15 protein-coding genes and 1 pseudogene are annotated in these 20024 nt (G+C 37.0%); 13 read left to right on the plus strand and 3 right to left on the minus strand.

Annotated elements, in window-relative coordinates; all coding sequences use genetic code 11:
- Positions 1–180 precede the first annotated feature (180 nt).
- From HMPREF2619_RS07350 to HMPREF2619_RS07360, 3 genes are all read left to right on the plus strand, one after another.
- On the plus strand, positions 181–441 hold the full coding sequence (locus HMPREF2619_RS07350; RefSeq protein WP_070460401.1) for a SemiSWEET family transporter: 261 nt from the start codon (positions 181–183) through the stop codon (positions 439–441).
- Between the two features lie 106 nt (positions 442–547).
- Positions 548–1249, plus strand: a complete 702-nt coding sequence (locus HMPREF2619_RS07355) for a response regulator transcription factor (protein ID WP_004253665.1) — start codon at positions 548–550, stop codon at positions 1247–1249.
- On the plus strand, positions 1246–2124 hold the full coding sequence (locus HMPREF2619_RS07360) for a sensor histidine kinase (RefSeq protein ID WP_070460402.1): 879 nt from the start codon (positions 1246–1248) through the stop codon (positions 2122–2124). The genes HMPREF2619_RS07355 and HMPREF2619_RS07360 overlap by 4 nt, the downstream gene beginning before the upstream one ends.
- Before the next feature lie 39 nt (positions 2125–2163).
- On the opposite strand, the gene HMPREF2619_RS07365 is transcribed toward HMPREF2619_RS07360, so the two are convergent.
- The 3 genes from HMPREF2619_RS07365 to HMPREF2619_RS07375 all read right to left on the minus strand — a co-directional run bounded on the left by HMPREF2619_RS07365 (position 2164) and on the right by HMPREF2619_RS07375 (position 4924).
- Positions 2164–2925 (minus strand): ABC transporter permease, encoded by a 762-nt coding sequence (locus tag HMPREF2619_RS07365; RefSeq protein ID WP_070460404.1) that lies wholly within the window; start codon positions 2923–2925, stop codon positions 2164–2166.
- Between the two features lie 10 nt (positions 2926–2935).
- Positions 2936–3844 (minus strand): ATP-binding cassette domain-containing protein, encoded by a 909-nt coding sequence (locus HMPREF2619_RS07370; protein WP_070460405.1) that lies wholly within the window; start codon positions 3842–3844, stop codon positions 2936–2938.
- A 270-nt stretch (positions 3845–4114) separates the two neighbouring features.
- Positions 4115–4924 (minus strand): Cof-type HAD-IIB family hydrolase, encoded by an 810-nt coding sequence (locus HMPREF2619_RS07375; protein WP_070460407.1) that lies wholly within the window; start codon positions 4922–4924, stop codon positions 4115–4117.
- Positions 4925–5107: 183 nt separating this feature from the next.
- Between HMPREF2619_RS07375 and HMPREF2619_RS07380 the strand changes: the two genes are divergently transcribed.
- The 10 genes and pseudogenes from HMPREF2619_RS07380 to imm40 all read left to right on the plus strand — a co-directional run bounded on the left by HMPREF2619_RS07380 (position 5108) and on the right by imm40 (position 19860).
- Positions 5108–5779, plus strand: a complete 672-nt coding sequence (locus HMPREF2619_RS07380) for a CPBP family intramembrane glutamic endopeptidase (protein WP_070460409.1) — start codon at positions 5108–5110, stop codon at positions 5777–5779.
- 132 nt (positions 5780–5911) lie between these two features.
- Positions 5912–9163, plus strand: a complete 3252-nt coding sequence (gene rexB / locus HMPREF2619_RS07385) for an ATP-dependent nuclease subunit B (protein WP_070460411.1) — start codon at positions 5912–5914, stop codon at positions 9161–9163.
- Positions 9160–12807, plus strand: a complete 3648-nt coding sequence (gene addA / locus HMPREF2619_RS07390) for a helicase-exonuclease AddAB subunit AddA (RefSeq protein ID WP_070460413.1) — start codon at positions 9160–9162, stop codon at positions 12805–12807. The genes rexB and addA overlap by 4 nt, the downstream gene beginning before the upstream one ends.
- 16 nt (positions 12808–12823) lie before the next feature.
- Positions 12824–14002, plus strand: coding sequence for a hypothetical protein (locus tag HMPREF2619_RS07395; protein ID WP_070460416.1), 1179 nt, complete (start codon positions 12824–12826; stop codon positions 14000–14002).
- 121 nt (positions 14003–14123) lie between these two features.
- Positions 14124–14621: a YkgJ family cysteine cluster protein gene (locus tag HMPREF2619_RS07400; protein WP_000031465.1), complete on the plus strand. Its 498-nt coding sequence runs from the start codon at positions 14124–14126 to the stop codon at positions 14619–14621.
- A gap of 225 nt (positions 14622–14846) precedes the next feature.
- Positions 14847–15889, plus strand: a pseudogene (locus HMPREF2619_RS07405) (glycosyltransferase).
- Positions 15886–16797: a phosphodiester glycosidase family protein gene (locus HMPREF2619_RS07410; RefSeq protein WP_070460418.1), complete on the plus strand. Its 912-nt coding sequence runs from the start codon at positions 15886–15888 to the stop codon at positions 16795–16797. Before HMPREF2619_RS07405 ends, HMPREF2619_RS07410 begins: the two are co-directional and overlap by 4 nt.
- On the plus strand, positions 16778–17224 hold the full coding sequence (locus HMPREF2619_RS07415) for a hypothetical protein (RefSeq protein WP_070460671.1): 447 nt from the start codon (positions 16778–16780) through the stop codon (positions 17222–17224). Before HMPREF2619_RS07410 ends, HMPREF2619_RS07415 begins: the two co-directional genes overlap by 20 nt.
- A 214-nt stretch (positions 17225–17438) precedes the next feature.
- Positions 17439–19451, plus strand: coding sequence for a glucosaminidase domain-containing protein (locus HMPREF2619_RS07420; RefSeq protein WP_070460420.1), 2013 nt, complete (start codon positions 17439–17441; stop codon positions 19449–19451).
- A gap of 76 nt (positions 19452–19527) precedes the next feature.
- On the plus strand, positions 19528–19860 hold the full coding sequence (imm40, locus tag HMPREF2619_RS07425; RefSeq protein ID WP_186821496.1) for an Imm40 family immunity protein: 333 nt from the start codon (positions 19528–19530) through the stop codon (positions 19858–19860).
- The last annotated feature ends 164 nt before the right edge of the window (positions 19861–20024 follow it).

The following is a 20024-nucleotide window of genomic DNA, read 5'->3' on the forward strand; positions in this document are numbered from 1 at the left end:
CTCGCGGGGCTGGGACTACGAAATCGAGACATTGTCTATCGATTTCTGTCCCACCGCCATTTTTACGAATACTCTTATCACAATCTTGTGATAATTTACAAGTTTTTAACAAATAGCTTTTAAACTTCACTATTTTTAAAAAAAGTGTATAATGGAAACTGTTTTTGAAAGGAGAAGAAAATGACTGAAAAACAAATGAAAACTTTAGGTTGGATTGCAACCTTTATGTCTGTAATGATGTATGTCTCTTATATTCCTCAAATTATGAATAACCTTGCGGGTCAAAAAGGAAACTTTATCCAACCAGCAGTAGCTGCACTTAACTGCAGTCTTTGGGTATACTACGGTCTCTTTAAAAAAGAACGAGATATCCCTTTGGCAGCAGCCAATGCTCCAGGTATCGTTTTTGGGATTATTACCGCATTGACAGCTTTAATTTAAATATATAGAGTGAACTCTTCTTCATATTTAATCATGAAGGAGAGTTTTTCTTTATCCGAAATTCCTAAAAAAACATGATATAATACTATTAGAAAGGTTGGTGTTTATGGCTAGAATACTTATCGTTGAAGATAATAATGAGATTCAAGAAATTTTGAGAACTCTTCTTTCTGAGAAACATGAGGTGATTCAGGCTTTTTCTGGTACCGAAGGAATGATTCGATTTGAACAAGGCGGCATTGATCTAATCTTGTTAGACATTATGCTTCCGGGTAAAAATGGTGATCAGGTTTTAAAAGCCATTAGACAAGATAGTTCAGTTCCTGTTATCATGCTAACTGCCCTAAGCGATAAAAAGCTTATCAGTCAATATCTCTTAGATGGTGCTAATGATTATATTGTAAAGCCTTTTGATTTGGATGAAGTTTTTGCTAGGGTTATGGTACAATTGCGTCAAAATAGTGACAAGCAACCAGTTGAAATCGAACATCCAGACAAGTTGATTCACCAGTTAAAAAATATTCAATTTGATCCAGATAGTTTTGAAATCAAAAATAGCCAGGAAATTATTCGCCTAGCTAAGAAAGAATGCTTGATTCTCCAAACCTTGTTGAGACATCCTAAGAAGATTTTTACGAAAGAAGAACTCTTTGAATTGGTCTGGGAGGATACTTATTTACCAGGTGACAATACTCTCAACACTCATTTAAGTAATCTCCGTAAAAAATTAAGCCAACTGGATCCAGAGCAAGAGTATATTGAAACTATCTGGGGAGTTGGTGTTCGCTTAAAAGGAGATGAGCAATGATCTACATTTTACTATCTTTGCTACTGCTGGTTATTATCCTATTGACGATAGGGTTGATTCGCTATCATTTAGCACTCGTGAACTTGAGCCAACAAATCGAAGACAAGATTTATACTGGAAGTATGAAGAGAATCGGAGTATCTACTTTCTCCAAGGATTTTTTACATCTCTACCAGCAAATTAATCAACTCTTTCAAGAAGTTGAACAGTCGAGATTGATTATGAAGCGTGAAAAGCAGACTTTGGACATGGCTATCAGCAATATTGCACACGATATTCGAACACCTTTAACGATTGCGTCAGGTTATACTCAGCAATTGCTTAAAACAGAAAACCCTGAGTATGAGAGTTTAAAAAAAATTTCCCATCATCTCAATCAAGTTTCAAAACGTCTAGAGGCTCTTTTGGACTATCGTCGTTTAATGGAAGGAGCAGTTAAAGCTGACTTATCTGAGTTAGAAGTTTCAACATTTATAACACAAAAATTACTGACCTATTATGATTCTTTTCAGACGGCAAAGATTAACCTTGATTTTCAAGTGGAACCTGGTCTCTATTTATTAACAGATCCAGATTTATTAGATCGTATGTTACAAAATATTATTGGCAATGTTCTAAAACATGGTAAGGATGAAGCGAGATTTTCTTTGAAGGAAGTGGACAATCACATTTGTTTGGAAATTGCTAATCTGGTCAAACAACCCATTCGTAAAATTGAAAATCTCAGTCAACGATTTTACTCTGAAAACCTCTCAGATACTGAAGAATCCTCAGGTTTAGGTCTTTATATTACAGAAGAATTATCCCATCTACTTAGTGCAGAACTACAACTAAGTACAGATGGTTCTTGGTTTACAGTTAGAGTTCTCTTTTAAAGCAAAGAACCTCCTCTTTTTGAATAGAGGAGGTTGTTTTTATAGGCTTTTCTTCTTGAAAATAGCAAGTCCACTAATGGTAAAGAGTAGAATAATGGTTACAGTAACGATAACGGTGTATAGAATGGCCTGGCTATAGTCAGTCATGGCATAGGTAAAGTTCAAGGATAAATAGCGCAAAATCTCGATATCTGGGTAGATAAGCATCGGCAATGAAAGCAAGGTAGAACTGATTAAATAGCCAATGAAAACAGCCAAATAAGAATGAGTCACATAGAGAATGAAGGAAACAATAGATAGCCAAGCTAGAATGCAGAGAAATTGAAGAGAAATTGTTAGAAGGAGATTGCCAATAAATCCTTCTGGCATCGTACCAAGACCGTTTAGGATAGTCGCTGGTACGAAAGCAATAACTAGGCTAACAAGAATTTGCATTAGAGCGATACTTGCTAATACAACAAACTTAGCTAGGAAGAATTCTGTGCGAGAAACACCCACTGTCAAACTGTTTTTATAGAGTTTTCCGATAAGATCAACTCCTAGAACTAGGCAAGCAAGGATAATACAGAGGAAAACTAGGTTTGAGCTATTGCTAGAGGTGTTAATAAGGGCTTGTATACCATCCCATCCCTTGCTTGGCAGTTCGGTTTCTGCGTTTGTACTTGTACTGACGGATATGATCTGTCCTGTAGCTCCGAAAGTAGCCCCCATTAACATGAGTGCAAAGAGAACGAGCTCTGTAATCCAAAATCCTTTGGAACGGAAAAGACGGTAAAAGTCTGCTTGAATTGTATGTATCATGGTTTATCTCCTATTTTACTAATTGTGTGAAGTATTCTTCAAGATTTTGACGAGCATAGTAAATCTCATCCACGTCAACATCTGCTAGCGTAAGTTCTTTAAGAATGCGTTTGATATCTTGTTCATGACTAAAAATATGAATCTCATTTTCTGAATTAACAACTTTAAATTCAAGATGCACTTTGTCTTTTAAGATTTGACTAGCTTTTTCTTTGTCACTTGTTTTTAGAACGATATAGTCTTCATTAAGTGTCTCAAATTCGGTCTTACTGATTTCTCGAATGATTTTCCCTTGGTCAAGAATTCCAAAGCGATTGGCAACCAGATAGAGTTCTGACAAGATATGACTAGAGATGAGAATTGTTATTCCTAGTTCTTGATTCAGACGTTGAATCATTTGACGAAACTCTTTGATACCGATTGGGTCAAGTCCATTGATAGGTTCATCAAGGATGAGAAAGTCTGGTTTTGATAGGAGGGCAATAGCAATGCCTAGGCGTTGTTTCATTCCAAGAGAGAAATCTCGAAAAACTTTTCTACCTGTATCTGTTAACCCCACATACTTTAATGTATCCTGAATGACTTGATCAGCATTTGGGATATGTCGAATAGTACAATAGTATCTTAGATTTTGATAGGCTGTTAAATGATTGTGAGCTACTGGGGATTCAATGACTGAACCTACTCGAGATAGGGCTTTTGTGCACTCCTTATACCCTTGACTAGAAAAGAGGGAAATAGTTCCTTGGTCAGCAGATAATAATTGTGTAACGATTTTAATCAGAGTTGTTTTACCAGCACCATTTTTTCCGATAAGTCCATAGATATCTCCTTCTTTTACCGAGAGACTAAGATCTTGTAGAATAGGTTGTTTGCCAAATTGTTTGGACAAGCCATGGATTTCGAGGACTGTTTTCATAGTTTTCTCCTTTAACCTTTAATACTCAATGAAAAACAAAGAGCAAACTAGGAAGCTAGCCGCAGGCTGTACTTGAGTACGGCAAGGCGAAGCTGACGTGGTTTGAATTTGATTTTCGAAGAGTATAAGATGTTTTATTTTTATAACTCTAGTATAAAGCATAGATATCAAAGAATCGTCAAGCATTTCTAAAGAGTTTCTAAAGTTTTTAAATTTTTAAAAAAATAAAAGCCCAGTTGGCTAGAAATACTAGTTGACTGGGCTTATTTTCTACAAAATATATTTCTCAATAGCGCGTGCAACACCATCTTCTTCATTGCTAGCAGTTACGGCATCAGCGAGAGATTTGACGTGGTCACTGGCATTTCCCATGGCGATCCCCAGCCCAGCAAACTCTAACATCTCAATGTCGTTATTGGCATCACCCATAGCCATGATTTCAGAAGGTTGGATATCCAAAATCTCAGCTAAACGAGAAAGAGCAGAGGCTTTAGTTGTACCGAGTGGCATTGCTTCATAGATAACAGGTTGAGAACGAACACCGCTAAATCTTTGACAAAGCTCTTCAGAAAAACGTTGTTCAAAGTCATCTGTCTGTTCTTTTGTCCCTAAAAACATTCCCTGGAACATACGATATTTACCACTGGTAGCCTCCTCCAGTGAGATTTCAGTCAGGTCAGCAAAGACAAGTGTGGAATCATATTGAACGATAGGATTTGGTTTGCCTCCGAGTACGAAGTAGTGTTCCTCATCAAAGAGAGTCAACTGAACCTCACTCTTTTCAGCAAGGTCATTGAGGTATTCGATGTCAGATTTGCTAAGTTCTCGCCAATCGACAAGGCTCCAGTCACTGGTTTGGTGGGTGGAACAACCATTATTGACAATAACGTATTCATTTTGCAAATCAAGACCGAGTTTCTTGTAGTAGGGGAGGACTCCGAAGAGAGGACGACCAGTACAGAGAACCAGTTTGACACCTTTTTCGATAGCTTTATGAATAGCATCAATATGAGCCTGAGGAATTTCCTTGGCTTCGTTGAGTAGAGTACCGTCCATATCTAGAGCAAGTAGTTTAATCATAGTATTTCCTTTTCACGTGTTTTGCCTATATTATAGCATATTTTGAGGCAAATAAGTCTAAAGCTAAGTGAAATGCCATTTCTATTTAGGTTTTTAGTGGATAGATAACAAAAATATGATATACTAAATTAGTAATATATTTAATATTATGCTGATAATGGATAAAAAATCAGAGGACTTGGCATGAAAAAAAGAACAGTACAGATTTTACTAGCCTTGTTAGTAATTATTTATAGAAAGACATGGTTTTGGTGGATTTTTAATCATTTTGCAGGTAGGCTTGTACCTGCTAGTAGAGAATTTTTTCAAATTCTTGCTTTTTTAGAGCTCATCGTTACTTTTATAGCTATTCTTTATTTACTAGTATTCGAAGGTAGAAGAATTTTTGAGTTGAAGTGGAAATGGAGATATCCAGTTTATTTGCTTCTTGCTTATGGAGTCAGTTATCTTTCAGATATTGTGTTTTCCTTTTTAACCCCTGCAACGTCCAATCAAATGGCTTTAAATGAATTGACTGAGATGACAGGGCGACAAGAGTTACCTTATCTTTTACTTATTGTTTGTCTGCTAGGACCAATTACAGAAGAATTGGTATATCGAGGAGTTCTGATGAATACATTTCTGAAAGATTCACAATGGTATGGAGATGTTTTGCTATCAGCCTGTGTCTTTGGCTATGTGCATGTCAGTTCAGGTTTAACACCACTCGCCTTTTTCACCTATGCAAGTGGAGGAGCAATTTGTGCATTCCTCTACCGAAAAACTCATTCTCTCTATTATCCCATTTTGCTTCATATCATGATCAACATTACTGCATTTTGGGAATTATGGGTACTCTTGTTTTCTGGTAGTTAATAACTATAAAAAGTCGGATTTTATTCCGACTTTTTTGATATGGGACAGGTTAAAATTAGGACTTTATATCAATCTGTTTTGACTTAAAAAATGATATAATAAAAGGTAATGACAAAAACAAACGAGGCAGAGATGAAACTACTTTATACCGATATTCGGACTTCTTTGACAGAAATCCTAACCAAGGAGGCTCAAGGACTGGTTGCCCAAGGCAAACGAGTCTTTTATATCGCCCCTAACTCTCTTTCTTTTGAAAAGGAACGTGCCGTGCTGGAATGTTTAAGCCAGCAGGCTTCTTTCGCTATCACAGTCACGCGCTTCGCTCAAATGGCTCGCTATCTAGTTTTAAATGATATTCCTGAGAGGTCAAGTCTCGATGATATCGGTCTTGGTATGGCTTTCTATAAATGTCTGTCCGAGATTGACCCTAAGGATTTACGTGTTTACGGAGCTATTAAGCAAGATCCGCAATTCATCCAGCAACTGATTGAGATTTATCATGAAATTTCAACTGCAAAGATGAGTTTTTTGGATTTAGAAAGTCTATCTGACGCTGATAAACGTTCTGATTTACTCTTGATTTTTGAAAAGGTAACAGCTTATCTGAATCAAGGTCAAGTTTCGCAAGGGAGTCAATTATCCTATCTGATCAATGCTATAGAAGAAAACAAAGTAAGTAGTGATTTTAGCCAGATTGCCTTAGTTATTGATGGTTTTACTCGTTTCTCTTCAGAAGAAGAACACCTAGTGGATCTACTTTATCGTAAGGGTGTTGAGATTGTTATTGGTGTATATGCGTCTAAGAAATCTTATACTAGCCCATTTAGTGAAGGGAACCTCTACCAAGCCAGTGTTGAGTTTCTACGCCATTTAGCTTTTAAATATCAGACCAAGGCAGAAAATGCATGTCAAGAACACGGAAATCTTGATGCCTTTGCTAAAGCCTCAAAACTTCTCGAAAGTGCCTATGATTATTCCGAAATTAGTTTAGATGTGAATGACGAAGATAGAAAGGACTTTCAAATCTGGTCTTGTCTAACACAAAAAGAAGAGTTGGAGTTAGTTGCTCGTAGTATTCGCCAGAAATTGCATCAAGATTCAGAACTTAGTTATAAGAATTTTCGAATCCTGCTAGGAGATGTAGAGTCTTATAAACTGTCTTTGCAGACAATATTTAATCAATACCAGATTCCATTTTATCTGGGCAAGAGTGAGTCCATGGCTCATCATCCTTTGACTCAATTTGTAGAATCCATTGGACGTTTGAAACGATACAATTTCCGTCAAGAAGATTTGATTAATCTCTTACGAACTAACTTGTATACGGACCTTAGTCAAGAGGAAATTGATAGCCTTGAACAATATCTCCGCTATCTGGGGATTGATGGTCTTTCTAATTTTAAACAAGAGTTTACAAAGTCACATCACGGAAAGTTTGATCTAGAAAAATTAAATGAACTTCGACTTCGTATCATTACACCTTTAGAAAATTTACTAGGAAGTCGTAAGCAAAAGACTGAAAATATCCTTACAAAATGGAACAACTTTTTGAAGGATGCATCTGTGACCAAGCAATTACAATCCTTATCCGAAACGATGGATGCGACAGAGCAAGAAAGACAAGAGGAGGTCTGGAAGGCATTTTGCCACGTAATGGAGCAATTTGCGACTGTATTTGAAGGTTCTCAGGTCGCTTTAGATGATTTCTTGGCTCTTCTTCATTCAGGGATGTCCTTATCAAATTATCGTACAATCCCAGCAACGGTAGATACGGTTCTAGTGCAAAGTTATGATTTGATTTCGCCTTTGACTTCTGATTACATCTATGCACTTGGCTTAACCCAGGACCATCTACCTAAAATCACCCAAAATACTAGTCTTTTAAGTGATGAAGAAAGAGAAGTTTTAAACCAAGGTACTGAAGAAGGCTCTCAATTATTGATTGCTAGTCATGAAAATCTTAAGAAGAATCGCTATACCATGCTTTCTTTGGTCAATTCTGCTAGGAAGGAATTGGTCTTATCGGCACCAAGTTTACTCAATGAAAACGAGAGTAAAGAGTCGGTATATCTGAAAGAATTACAAGACTTTGGTTTTACCAAGATTGAAAAGAGAATTGACCGAAAAAACCTAACAAAGGATGATATCGGTTCTTATCACAGTCTTTTGTCTAGTCTGGTTGCCTATCATCAGCAAGGTGAGATGGAAACAAGTGAGCAAGACTTAACCTTTGTCAAAGTTTTAGCCCGTGTTATGGGTAAAAAGTTGGAGGGTAAAGGTCTGGATAATCCAGTTCTGCCTACAAGTCCACGAAGTAAGACTTTAGCAGCAGATACTTTAGATGCCTTGTATCCTCAAGGTCAGGATTTCTATCTATCAACTTCTGGATTAACAGAGTTTTATCGTAATGAATACAGCTATTACCTTCGATATGTCTTAGGCTTACAGGAAGAATTGCGTCTACGACCTGATGCACGAAGTCATGGAAATTTCTTGCATCGTATTTTTGAACGAGCTATGAAACTTCCTGTTGATACACCTTTTGATCGTCGTTTAGAACAAGCAATCTCTGAAACCAGTCAAGAGCGAGAATTTCAAGCCATTTATCAAGAAAGTTTGGAAGCCCAATTAATCAAGGAAGTTCTTTTGGATGTTGCTCGTGCAACTGGACACATTCTGCGTCACAATTCTGAAATTGAAACCATTCAGGAAGAGGCAGTATTTGGTGGTAAGGAACAAGCTTTTGTTCAGTTAGATAACGGTCGTAATATTTATGTCCGTGGGAAGGTCGATCGTATTGACCGTCTAAAATCAGATGGAGCTATCGGTGTTGTAGATTATAAGTCTTCTTTGACTCAGTTTAAGTTTCCTCTCTTCTATAACGGCCTTAATTCACAATTACCAACCTATCTAGCTGCTCTTAAGAAAGAAGGAAATACCGATTTCTTTGGTGCTATGTATTTAGAGATGGCTGAGCCAGTTCAGTCCTTACAAACTGTTAAAACTCTTTCAAAGGCTTTAGCAGAAACGACTAAGAGTATGAAATATCAAGGGTTATTTCTCGAAAAAGAGATAAAAAACCTAGGAGAGTTTTACAATAAAAATAAGACTTATCAGTTGTCTGATGAGGAATTCCAGTTATTGCTGGACTATAACGCCCTTATTTATAAGAAAGCAGCAGAGAAGATTTTATCTGGTGAATTTGCGATCAATCCCTATACAGAAAACGGTAGAAGCATTGCACCTTATGTTCAACAATATCAAGCTATTACAGGTTTTGAAGCCAATTACCATCTGGGTCAGGCTAGATTATTAGATAAGGTCGCAAAGAGCAATGATAAGGAAACATGGTTTAATAAAATAAGAGAGGAGTTGGAGCGATGAAATTTTTATCCCAAGAAGAGATTGAAAAGTTGCAAATAGAAGAAGCTCATTCTGACAAGAAACCAAAGAAAACTGCTGAGCAAATTCAAGCTATTTACAGTTCTGGTCAAAACATTCTGGTCTCAGCATCAGCTGGCTCAGGAAAAACCTTTGTCATGGCTGAACGAATTCTTGATCAACTAGCGCGTGGTGTAGAAATTCGCCAACTCTTTATCTCAACCTTTACGGTAAAGGCAGCAACCGAGTTAAAAGAACGCTTGGAGAAGAAAATCAGCCAACAAATCCAAGAGACTCAAGATTTGGAGCTAAAAAAACATCTTGGAAGACAATTAGCTGATTTACCAAACGCTGCCATTGGAACTATGGACTCTTTTACTCAGAAGTTCCTGGCTAAACATGGTTATCTGATTGACCTCGCCCCAAATTTTCGGATTCTTGAGAATGAAAGTGAGCAACTTATCTTAAAAAACGAAGTGTTTCGTCAAGTTTTTGAAAGTCACTACCAAGGTAAAGAACAAGTCAAGTTTAGTCAGCTGGTCAAGAACTTTGCAGGTAAAAGCAAGGATGCACGTGGATTGCGTAAACAGGTCTACATGATTTATGACTTTTTGCAATCTACAAGTAATCCTCAGGCTTGGCTAGAAAATACTTTTCTAAAAGGCTTTGAAGAGGCTGATTTTACAGTTTCCAAAGAAAAACTCGCAGATGCTATAAAAGAAAAACTTTGGGATTTAGAAAGTTTCTTCCGTTACCATTTAGAGAATGATGCCAAGGAATTTGGCAAAGCAGCTTACCTAGAATCTGTCCAGCAAGTTCTTGATGAGATCGGTTCTTTAAGCCATAAATCAACCTTTGACAATATCCAAAAAGTGCTAGACCGAGTTGTTAGTATCTCTAAGGATAAGGGAGGTCGTTCTCTTACAAATGCCAGTCGTAAGGCCGAACTGCAAGACTTGAAAGAAACCTACAACCAAGAGAGAAAAGCAAAGTTTGAAAAATTGATTGCACTCAATGACCAAATCACCTTATTGAAATTCCAAGAAGACTACCATCAAGCTTCTTGGGACTTGGCAAAGACTTTCCAAGTCTTCATGAGGGATTTTGTTGATGTCTATCGACAACGGAAGCGTGAAGAAAATGCCTTTGAATTTGCTGATATTAGCCACTATACCATTGAGATTTTAGAAAACTTCCCTCAGGTTCGACAAGAATATCAGGAACGCTTCCACGAAGTTATGGTCGATGAATATCAGGATACCAACCATATCCAGGAAAGAATGTTAGAACTCCTCTCAAATGGCTATAACCGTTTTATGGTGGGAGATATCAAGCAGTCTATTTATCGTTTTAGACAGGCAGATCCCCAAATCTTCAACGAAAAATTTCATAGATTTTCTCAAGATGGCAAAGAAGGTCAGTTAATTCTGCTTAAAGAAAATTTCCGTAGTAGTTCCGAAGTTTTGGATGCTACTAATGACGTCTTTAAACATCTTATGGACGAGGAAGTTGGGGAGATTTCTTATGATGGTTTGCATCAACTTGTTTTTGGAAATACTGATATTCAAGCAAATCCTGAAAACAAGGCAGAAGTTCTCTTGTACGATAAGGATGATGATAGCGATTCTGATGATGAGGAGGAACTTGCAACCAACAAACTGACTGGTGAAATGCGCATGGTGCTTAAGGAGATACTGCATCTCCACAATGATAAAGGTGTCCCTTTCAAGGATATGGCTCTCTTAACTGCCAGCAGAAGTCGCAATGACCAGGTCCTACTTGCCTTGTCTGAGTATGGTATTCCAGTTAAGACAGATGGCGCCCAATCAAACTATTTGCAATCCCTAGAAGTCCAGGTTATGTTGGATACTCTTCGTGTCATCCACAACCCTCTTCAAGATTTCGCGTTAGTAGCTTTAATGAAGTCTCCGATGTTTAGCTTTGATGAGGATGAATTAGCTCGTCTAGCTCTTCAAAATTCTGAGGATAAGGTTCAAGAGAATTTTTATGAAAAATTAGTCAATGCTCAAGCGAATACTAGTCCTCAAAAGGATTTGATAACATCTGAACTCCATAAAAAACTCAACTTTTTTATGGAAACTGTTAATTCTTGGCGTTTGTTCTCAAAAACGCATTCACTTTATGACCTTATTTGGAAAATCTATAGCGAACGTTTCTACTATGATTATGTTGGTGCCTTGCCAAATGGTCAGGCTAGACAGGCTAATCTCTATGCCCTAGCACTACGAGCTGATCAGTTTGAAAAGAGTAATTTTAAAGGTTTATCACGCTTCATAGCTATGATTGATCAAGTCTTGGAAGCCCAGCATGACCTTGCTAGTGTCGCTGTAGCTCCACCTAAGGATGCTGTCGAGCTGATGAGTATTCATAAGAGTAAGGGGCTTGAATTCCCTTATGTCTTTATTCTCAATATCGATCAGCAGTTTAACAAGCAAGATTCCATGTCTGATGTTATCCTAAGTCGAAAAAATGGTCTTGGTCTTAAGTACGTAGCTAGAGTTGCTACAAATGCAAAAGAGGAATATGTCCCATCTACGATTAAGTTATCCATCCCAAGCTTGACTTATACTCAAAATGAGGAAGAGCTCCAATTAGCAAGCTATTCTGAGTTGATGCGTTTACTTTATGTAGCCATGACTCGGGCTGAGAAAAAGCTCTATCTAGTCGGAAAGGGATCTCGAGAAAAGTTGGAGTCTAAAGAATATCCGACAAATGGAAAAGGTCTTTTGACTCGAGAAACTAGACTAGATGCTACTAATTTCCAGGACTGGATTTGGGCGATTTACCAAGCATTTACGAAAGATGATTTGCACTTCACTGTACTTTTTGAGGGTGAAGAAGACTTAACCAAGGAAGCTATCGGAGTCTTGGAAAATAAAAGTAAGCTTCAAGATCAATCTCAAGCAGATAACCGTCAATCTGATACCATTAAGGAAGCTTTAGAAATGCTGAAAGAAGTGGAAGTCTATAATCAAGTCCACCGAGCAGCAATTAATCTTCCAAGTGTTCAAACGCCAAGTCAGATTAAAAAATTCTATGAACCCGTCATGGATATGGAAGGCGTAGTAGTGGCTGGTCAAAGTCAACTAAAAGAAAGCACTGTTCAATTCAACCTTCCTGATTTCTCTAAAACTAATAAAGTTACTGGTGCTGAAATTGGTAGTGCTACCCATGAACTCATGCAACGAATCAATCTCGATAAAAAACCTACATTGGAAACCTTGACAGAAGCTTTAGAGCAAGTTCAAGTAAGTTCGGATGTCAAATCCAAAATCAATCTAGGAAAAATTTTGTCCTTCTTTGATACAGCTCTAGGTCAAGAGATTCTTGCAAATCAAGATAAACTTTATCGAGAACAGCCCTTCTCTATGTTAAAAAGAGATGCTAAGAGTCAGGAAGACTTTGTTGTTCGTGGAATCTTAGATGGTTATCTCCTCTATGAGGATAAAATTGTTCTCTTTGACTACAAGACAGATCGTTATGAGCATGCTAGTCAGCTTGTTGAACGCTATCGAGGACAATTGGATCTCTATGCAGAGGCTCTATCTCGCTCTTATCAGATAGAAACAGTTGAGAAATATTTGATTCTACTTGGTAAAGACCAAGTAGAAGTCGTTAAACTCTAAAAAAAAAGGAGACATCATGTCCATTCCTGTTAGAAAAAACTTATATGATGCAGTTTTAGAGGCATCTAAAGCCGATACTTGGGAACAAGCTACCAAAGAATGGAGTGAAGTTTCCTTGATTTTTAATGGAATCGGTCGAAGCAATTGTGTCTGCGGTAATGCTATTAAGTATGCTTATGAACTTTTTAACGGAGTTACTGGCAAACGTCTCTTTCCCATTGGGAGTGACTGTGTTCGCCATTTCCAGAGAATTAACCTAGATCAACAGCTAGAAGAGGAGGAAAAACTTCTCAGAAAGCTTGAAAATCTAACCAGAAAGGTCCAGAAAAAAGAAACCATTCGAGTTAATAAAACAGATTTTGATGAGCGACTGATCAACTGGCTATGGAAAAAGGGAGCTTTTAAGTCAAATCGAGGTAATCAATTCTCACCAGAAAAGGATTATCAACTCTTTTTGGAGGTATTTCAAGGTGGAAGTTGGACTAAGGCAGAGCCTTTGAAGAAAGCTCGTATGGAAGAAGTCCTTGAGAAATTTATCAAACCCTTTCTACTTGGAAAATCTGACGATCAACTCTATCTTGTTAAACTAGGAAAAGAAAAAATTGACTATGAGCAGGAACTTCGCATCAAGGCTGAAAAGGAACGAAAGAAGCGAGACAAGATTGCAAAACAATATGCGGATAACCTGGTTCTAGCAATGGGACCAGCTGAACGTGCCTATCAAGATTACTTTGGACTGAGCGAAACACTGACTCTAGAAGAACGCCAGTGGGAAAAGATTCTCTTTGGTAAAAATCGGACAGAACGTTCTATAAAATCAAAACAGTACCAAAGAGAACTCGAAAAGGATCAACGCATTGCTAGTCAAGATCCTCTTGAAAGAAAACAAAAGCAAGTCTGGTTGCTTAACTCGTATTTTAAGGATATACCCGAAGAAAAAGCTCGATTTTCCCGACTTCTAATCATGTATCGAAAAACTGGAGAAATTCCATTTTCAACTGACTATCTCTCTAACACTTTGTTTGACTTTTTCTACAAAATGAAGGCTTTTGAATTTGAAATAGCACCTGATCAGGTACGTGATTTTCTTAAGGAATGTTTAGATGCAGAAAATCTATCGTCCGCTCAAAAATCTTGGATAGAAGGCATTTTAACCAACTGCATCAAACCTTTTTTAGAAAGAATGATAGTATAGCGGTAGTTTTTGTCCTGAATGGAGAAACTCATTATTGTTAAAATTATGTCTCTAAATCATTTTCATAATTTTATTTATGTATAAAAATGTTTGTATCAACATTAAAAATTAGAAAGAAACTATGTCAAAAGAAATCGATATCGAATATTATCACCAACTAGCCTTGCAAAAACAAAAAGAGCATCGTAAGTTTTTAGGAAATCTAAAGAAGAAAGCTCCTAAAAATTTAGATAAAATTGCGCTTGAAATCCATCAAGAAGTTTTTAATGAAATTGATTGTACAGCCTGCGCTAACTGCTGCAAGAGTCTTGGTCCAGACTTCAAAGAAGCAGATATCACACGTATTGCCAAGTATTTTAAAATGAAATTGCCAGCCTTTGAAGCTGAGTTTTTGCAGGTAGACGAGGATGGAGATAAGGTCTTCAAATCTATGCCCTGTCCATTTTTAGGAGGCGATAATCTCTGTTCCATCTACGACGTCCGTCCCAAAGCCTGTCGTGAATTTCCACATACTGACCGTAAGAAGATTTACCAAATCAATAATCTAACGATCAAAAACACTTTAACTTGTCCTGCAGCCTATCTCTTTGTTGAAAGATTAAGAGAGAAAATAGACTAAGTACTCTCATTGTATGATAAGATTCATCCTCAAATATAGTTGCTATTTGAGGATTTTTGTATATTTATTTTTATCTGAAAATTCAAACTCCATTCCTCGTGAACTGATAATTCCTTTTCTTTCAGCTTAAAGTTTTTTAAACTTTTTCTTAAAGAAAACTGATATAAGCTATCTTTAAGCGATGTTATGTATAGTTATACCATCATCGAAGAAAGAGGTATCAATATGAACTACATAGTCATTCCAGCTTATCAACCAGATAATAAACTTATCAAACTCATCGAAAAAATTCACGAAAAGAGTGATTTTCATATCTTAGTCATAGACGACGGCAGTTCATCTGAGTGCCAAAAAATCTTTGACAAAGCAGAACAATATGCAACTGTCATTCGTCACCAAGTGAACCAAGGTAAAGGGCAGGCTCAAAAACAGCCTTTACTTATATCCAAGAACAAAACATTTATGGTACGGTTGTCACAGCAGATGCGGATGGACAGCACAAGGTATGGGATATTTTCCGCACGGCTAATAAAGCTTCCGAAAATCCAAACAAGCTAATCTTGGGTGTACGTGCCTTTTCTGGAAAAGTTCCCCTTCATAGCCGTTTTGGTAACAGCTTAACCAAAGCTCTCTTTAAGCTTCAAACAGGAGTAGGAGTAACAGATACGCAAACTGGACTTCGTGCATTTACGACAAACTTGATACCGTTTATGCTTAAGATTGAAGGCCAACGTTATGAATATGAAATGAATATGTTGCTCGAGGCAACGAAAGAATACGAGATTCTAGAAGTGCCTATTGAAACTGTCTATATCAACGATAATGAGGCTTCACACTTCCGTCCAATCCAAGACGGGCTCATGATTTATAAAAATATCTTTAAATTTGCCTTATCATCTCTCAGTAGCTTTGTTGTAGACTATGTCGTTTACGCCCTAGCAATCTTGATTTTGCCGACAGTTCCGACGAGTCTACGAATCTTTCTAGCAAACGGAGTCGCTCGTGTGACTAGCTCTATTTTCAACTATTCTACAAATAAGAAACTAGTCTTTAAAAATGACGATAGCCTTGTGAAAACAGGGATGGGATACTTTGGTCTAGCAGTCGGACTCTTTGTCTTAGACACGCTACTGATTCGTCTCTTCTTTACAGTCTTTGGTATCAACCTTCTGATTGCTAAAGTTATCGTCGGCATCCTTCTCTTCGCTGTCTCTTGGACAGTGCAGAAGAAATTCATCTTTAAGGAAAGGACATCAACTGTATTATGAAATTTTTAAAGAAACGTTATGCTTACGCCTCAGTTCTCGGCTTAGTCTTGACAGGATCCTTTAGTTATTCCATGCTAAAAACTTTTGTCCTTGCTGAGACTATCTCAACAGTCGCTACAACGAGCACAAGTTCTAATGCTACAGCAGCAAGTCAAGCTGCCAAGACAGCTAGCGTCACAGATTCCAGTTATAAAGATGACAATATTTCCATTAATTTGATTGAAACGACAGTCAATAACACGCAAGTCTACGTTGCAGATGTTACTATGAATTCATCAGATTATCTAAAAACAGCCTTTGCACAAAATGCCTATGGGACAAATGTAACTGCAAAAACCTCTGTAACCGCAGCTGACAACAATGCCATTTTAGCGGTAAATGGGGACTACTATGGTGCTAACTCTACAGGCTATGTTATCCGTAATGGTGTTGTTTATCGTGATACTATTCGTGAAGATTCTAGCAATGGTGACTTAGCTATTTATAAAGATGGTTCTTTCAAGATTATTTACGAAGACCAGATTTCAGCTGAGCAACTAGTCAATGATGGTGTCGTCAATCTCTTGGCTTTTGGACCAGCCTTGGTTGAAAATGGAGAAATTTCAGTAGGAACAAACCAAGAAGTAGGACAGGCCATGGCATCAAATCCTCGTACAGCTATTGGTATTATCGATGAAAACCACTATATTATTGTAGTTTCAGACGGACGTACATCAGAAAGTGAAGGACTCTCTCTTTATCAGCTAGCTGAGGTCATGAAATCTTATGGTGCAAAGACTGCCTATAACCTTGATGGCGGTGGATCATCTACACTTTATTTCAACGGTCAGGTTATCAATAAACCAACGACTGGTGGAAACAAAATTTCAGAAAGGGCGGTGAGTGACATTGTCTACATCGGTTACTAATCTTGGCAAAAAACGTTTTAAGAAAACAGTCATTTCTTATACACTAATCACTATTTTCTTCTTTGCATTTTCTAGAATTTATGAAGCTTTTAGTTTTGGAGAAACCTCTGTTCATATGCACTATTTGTTTGCAGTACCTCTTATCGGGGGAATTCTACTTGCAATCTTTCTCAAGGTTCTCCCTCATTTCTCTCGTATTAGTCTAAATCTATGGAATTCGGCAGTAGCGATTATTACAGCGGGTACACTTTTCCGAGGAATTGTCAATCTTTCAGGACGCTCTACAACCTTGGATACACCCTACTGGTATGTTGGGATTGGTTTTGCAATACTAGCAATCGTCACTATTTTCATCAATCCAAACCTTTGGAAGAATTCTACTAAAGCAACCAAAACAAATCGCAAAGAAGTCTATGGTCAAGCATAATTTTATAAAAAAGTAGTCGTTCAGCTGATGTTCGACTACTTTTTATTGACTTTTATTTCTAAAATATTTTAAAAATATTACAAGTTCTTTTCTTCTGAAAGATACTACTTTTATATTTAACAGAATATTGTATAATATAGTGGATAATTACTGTTTTTTACACAATATATAGAAACATCAAATCCACTATTTAGGTATTTGCAAGGAGAAAAGAATGAAAAAAATATTGCTGGCAAGTACAGTTGCCCTCTCTATGGCAGGTTTTGCAAAAACGACAGTCTATGCCGAGGATTCTCAAGCTACCAATAATGTTCAATCATCAGAAAAGATTGCTACGAATACAGTAAGCAATGAAAAGAAAAATCAAAGCGAAGCTGAAAAAGCAACTTCTCAAACTCCAGAGACAAAAGAACAACCTTCAAAAGAAGCAGTAGTAGAAGTAGTTAACAAAGAAGGTTGGCAAAAAGAAAATAACCAATGGCGTTATTATGAGAATAATCAACCAGTTTCGAATTGGAAAAAAATAGCTGGTGTTTGGTACTATTTTAATCAAGATGGTATCATGCTTAGTAATACTATCTTTAATGATTACCTATTGAATAATAGCGGTGCTTTGACAGAATCTTCTTGGGTAAAAATTGAAAACCAATGGTATTATGCCACTGAGGATGGGAAAGTAACTCGTAATAATTGGAAAAAGATAGCTGGTGTTTGGTATCGATTCGATGAAAATGGTATCATGATCAGCAATGCTGTTTACGATGACTATCTATTCAAATCAAGTGGAGCCTTAGCTGAAAATAGCTGGGTAAAAATTGCTGATAAATGGTATTATGGGAATCAAGAAGGTAAAATCAATCGTGACAAGTGGGCAAAGATTGATGGCCTATGGTATCGATTTGATGAATCTGGTGTCATGTTAAGTGCTACTATTTATAAAGACTTTCTTCTCAAGACTAATGGATCTATGGCAGAAAATGCCTGGGCAAAACTCGAAGATAAGTGGTATTATACTACAGCATCAGGAAAAATTATTCGCGATAAGTGGGAGAAAATCAGCGGTTCATGGTACTATTTTAATAAAGACGGTGTCATGTTAAGTAGCCAATGGAAAGAGAAATACTATCTAAAAGATAGTGGCGCCATGGCTAAAAGCGAATGGATTTTCGATGAAAAATACAAGAGTTGGTTCTACCTCAAGTCGGACGGTACCTATGCTGAAAATCAATGGGTAGGTTCTTACTATCTCAAATCTTTTGGTTATATGGCCAAAAATGAATGGATTTTCGATAAGGACTACAACGCTTGGTATTATCTAAAAGAAGATGGAGTCTATGTAACTGGTAACTTCACCATTAATGGAAAAGACTATACTTTCCAAAGCAACGGCAAATGGATTACTGATACAGCCTCATACTATAAAGTAAAACCAATTACAGCAAATGTATATAGTGCTTCTGGTGAGAAACTTAGCTATATTTCGCAAGGAAGTATTGTAGCGATTGATGGAGCTGAAGCCAAAGACGGTCGACTTCCGGTCAAAATTTCTGGCCTTTCAGGCTATATGAACAAGAGTGATCTAGTAGCAGTCAGCTCAGATAGTGACTTCATTCCTCACTATGCCACTGACGGTAATTATCTTTACCATGAGTTATCACCTTACGCAAGTATTCGTGTAGCACCTCATAGTTCATCAATGACAATTGGTAAAAAATACTATTCAGCTGATGGCATGAACTTTGAAAACTTTACAGTTGAAAATCCTTTCTTATTTAGAGATTTAAGAAAACCAACCAATTACACAGCTGAAGAATTAGATAAGGTCTATTCTCTTATGAATATCAAAGGAAGTCGTCTGGCAGGTAAGGGAGCAATCTTTAAAGAAGCTGAAGAACGTTATCAGATCAACGCTCTCTATCTAATCGCCCATAGTGCTATAGAAAGTTCATGGGGACGTAGCCAAATTGCCAAGGATAAAAACAACTTCTTTGGTATTGCCGCTTATGATACAACACCATATGATTCAGCAAAAAGCTTTGACGATGTTGATAAGGGTATCTTAGGTGCAGCCAAGTGGATCCGCGAAAATTACATCGATAATGGCAGAACATACCTTGGAAATAAAGCGTCAGGGATGAATGTTCTTTATGCATCAGATCCATACTGGGGAGAAAAAATTGCAAGTATCATGATGAGAATCAACAGTCAGCTAGGTGAAAAAGATTAAAAATCATTAAAATCGATAACAACTGCAAAGTGGTTATCGATTTTGCTTATCAAGAGAAACTTGAGAAATGAACTTTATGAAGCAGAATTTTGAACATATACATACAAGAGGGATAAATTTAAATCACATAGGGATCAACGCATACGCTTATGATTATTTAGTAATTCCAGACATACTTGATAATCTCAAAGCCAATAATCAAATTATACTAGGTGGGGATGTTTTTTGCTACAAGAATGGCCAATTGAAACATACTTATGATCATTGGTATTACGAGAAACAAGATCCAACCATTGATAGCAGTAAATCCATTATTCAAACAGAAAAATATATCAGCAACTATGTTAAAGATCATGGTGAACACTATTATTTTTCAATTGTTTTAGACAATGAGGAATTTAATTTTTGACTGATTGACTTAGAAAACATTTTACAATCGGCATTGAATCAAGCGTCAAATATGAGAAATCATGTTATAATAAAAGATAGTGATTTATTTTTAGAAAAAGGATATCTATTTAATTTTTAAATATGAAAAAATAGATACAAATCCAATAAAAGAAAGGAATTTTA

Source organism: Streptococcus sp. HMSC074B11 (assembly GCF_001808705.1).
Taxonomy (GTDB): Bacteria; Bacillota; Bacilli; order Lactobacillales; family Streptococcaceae; genus Streptococcus.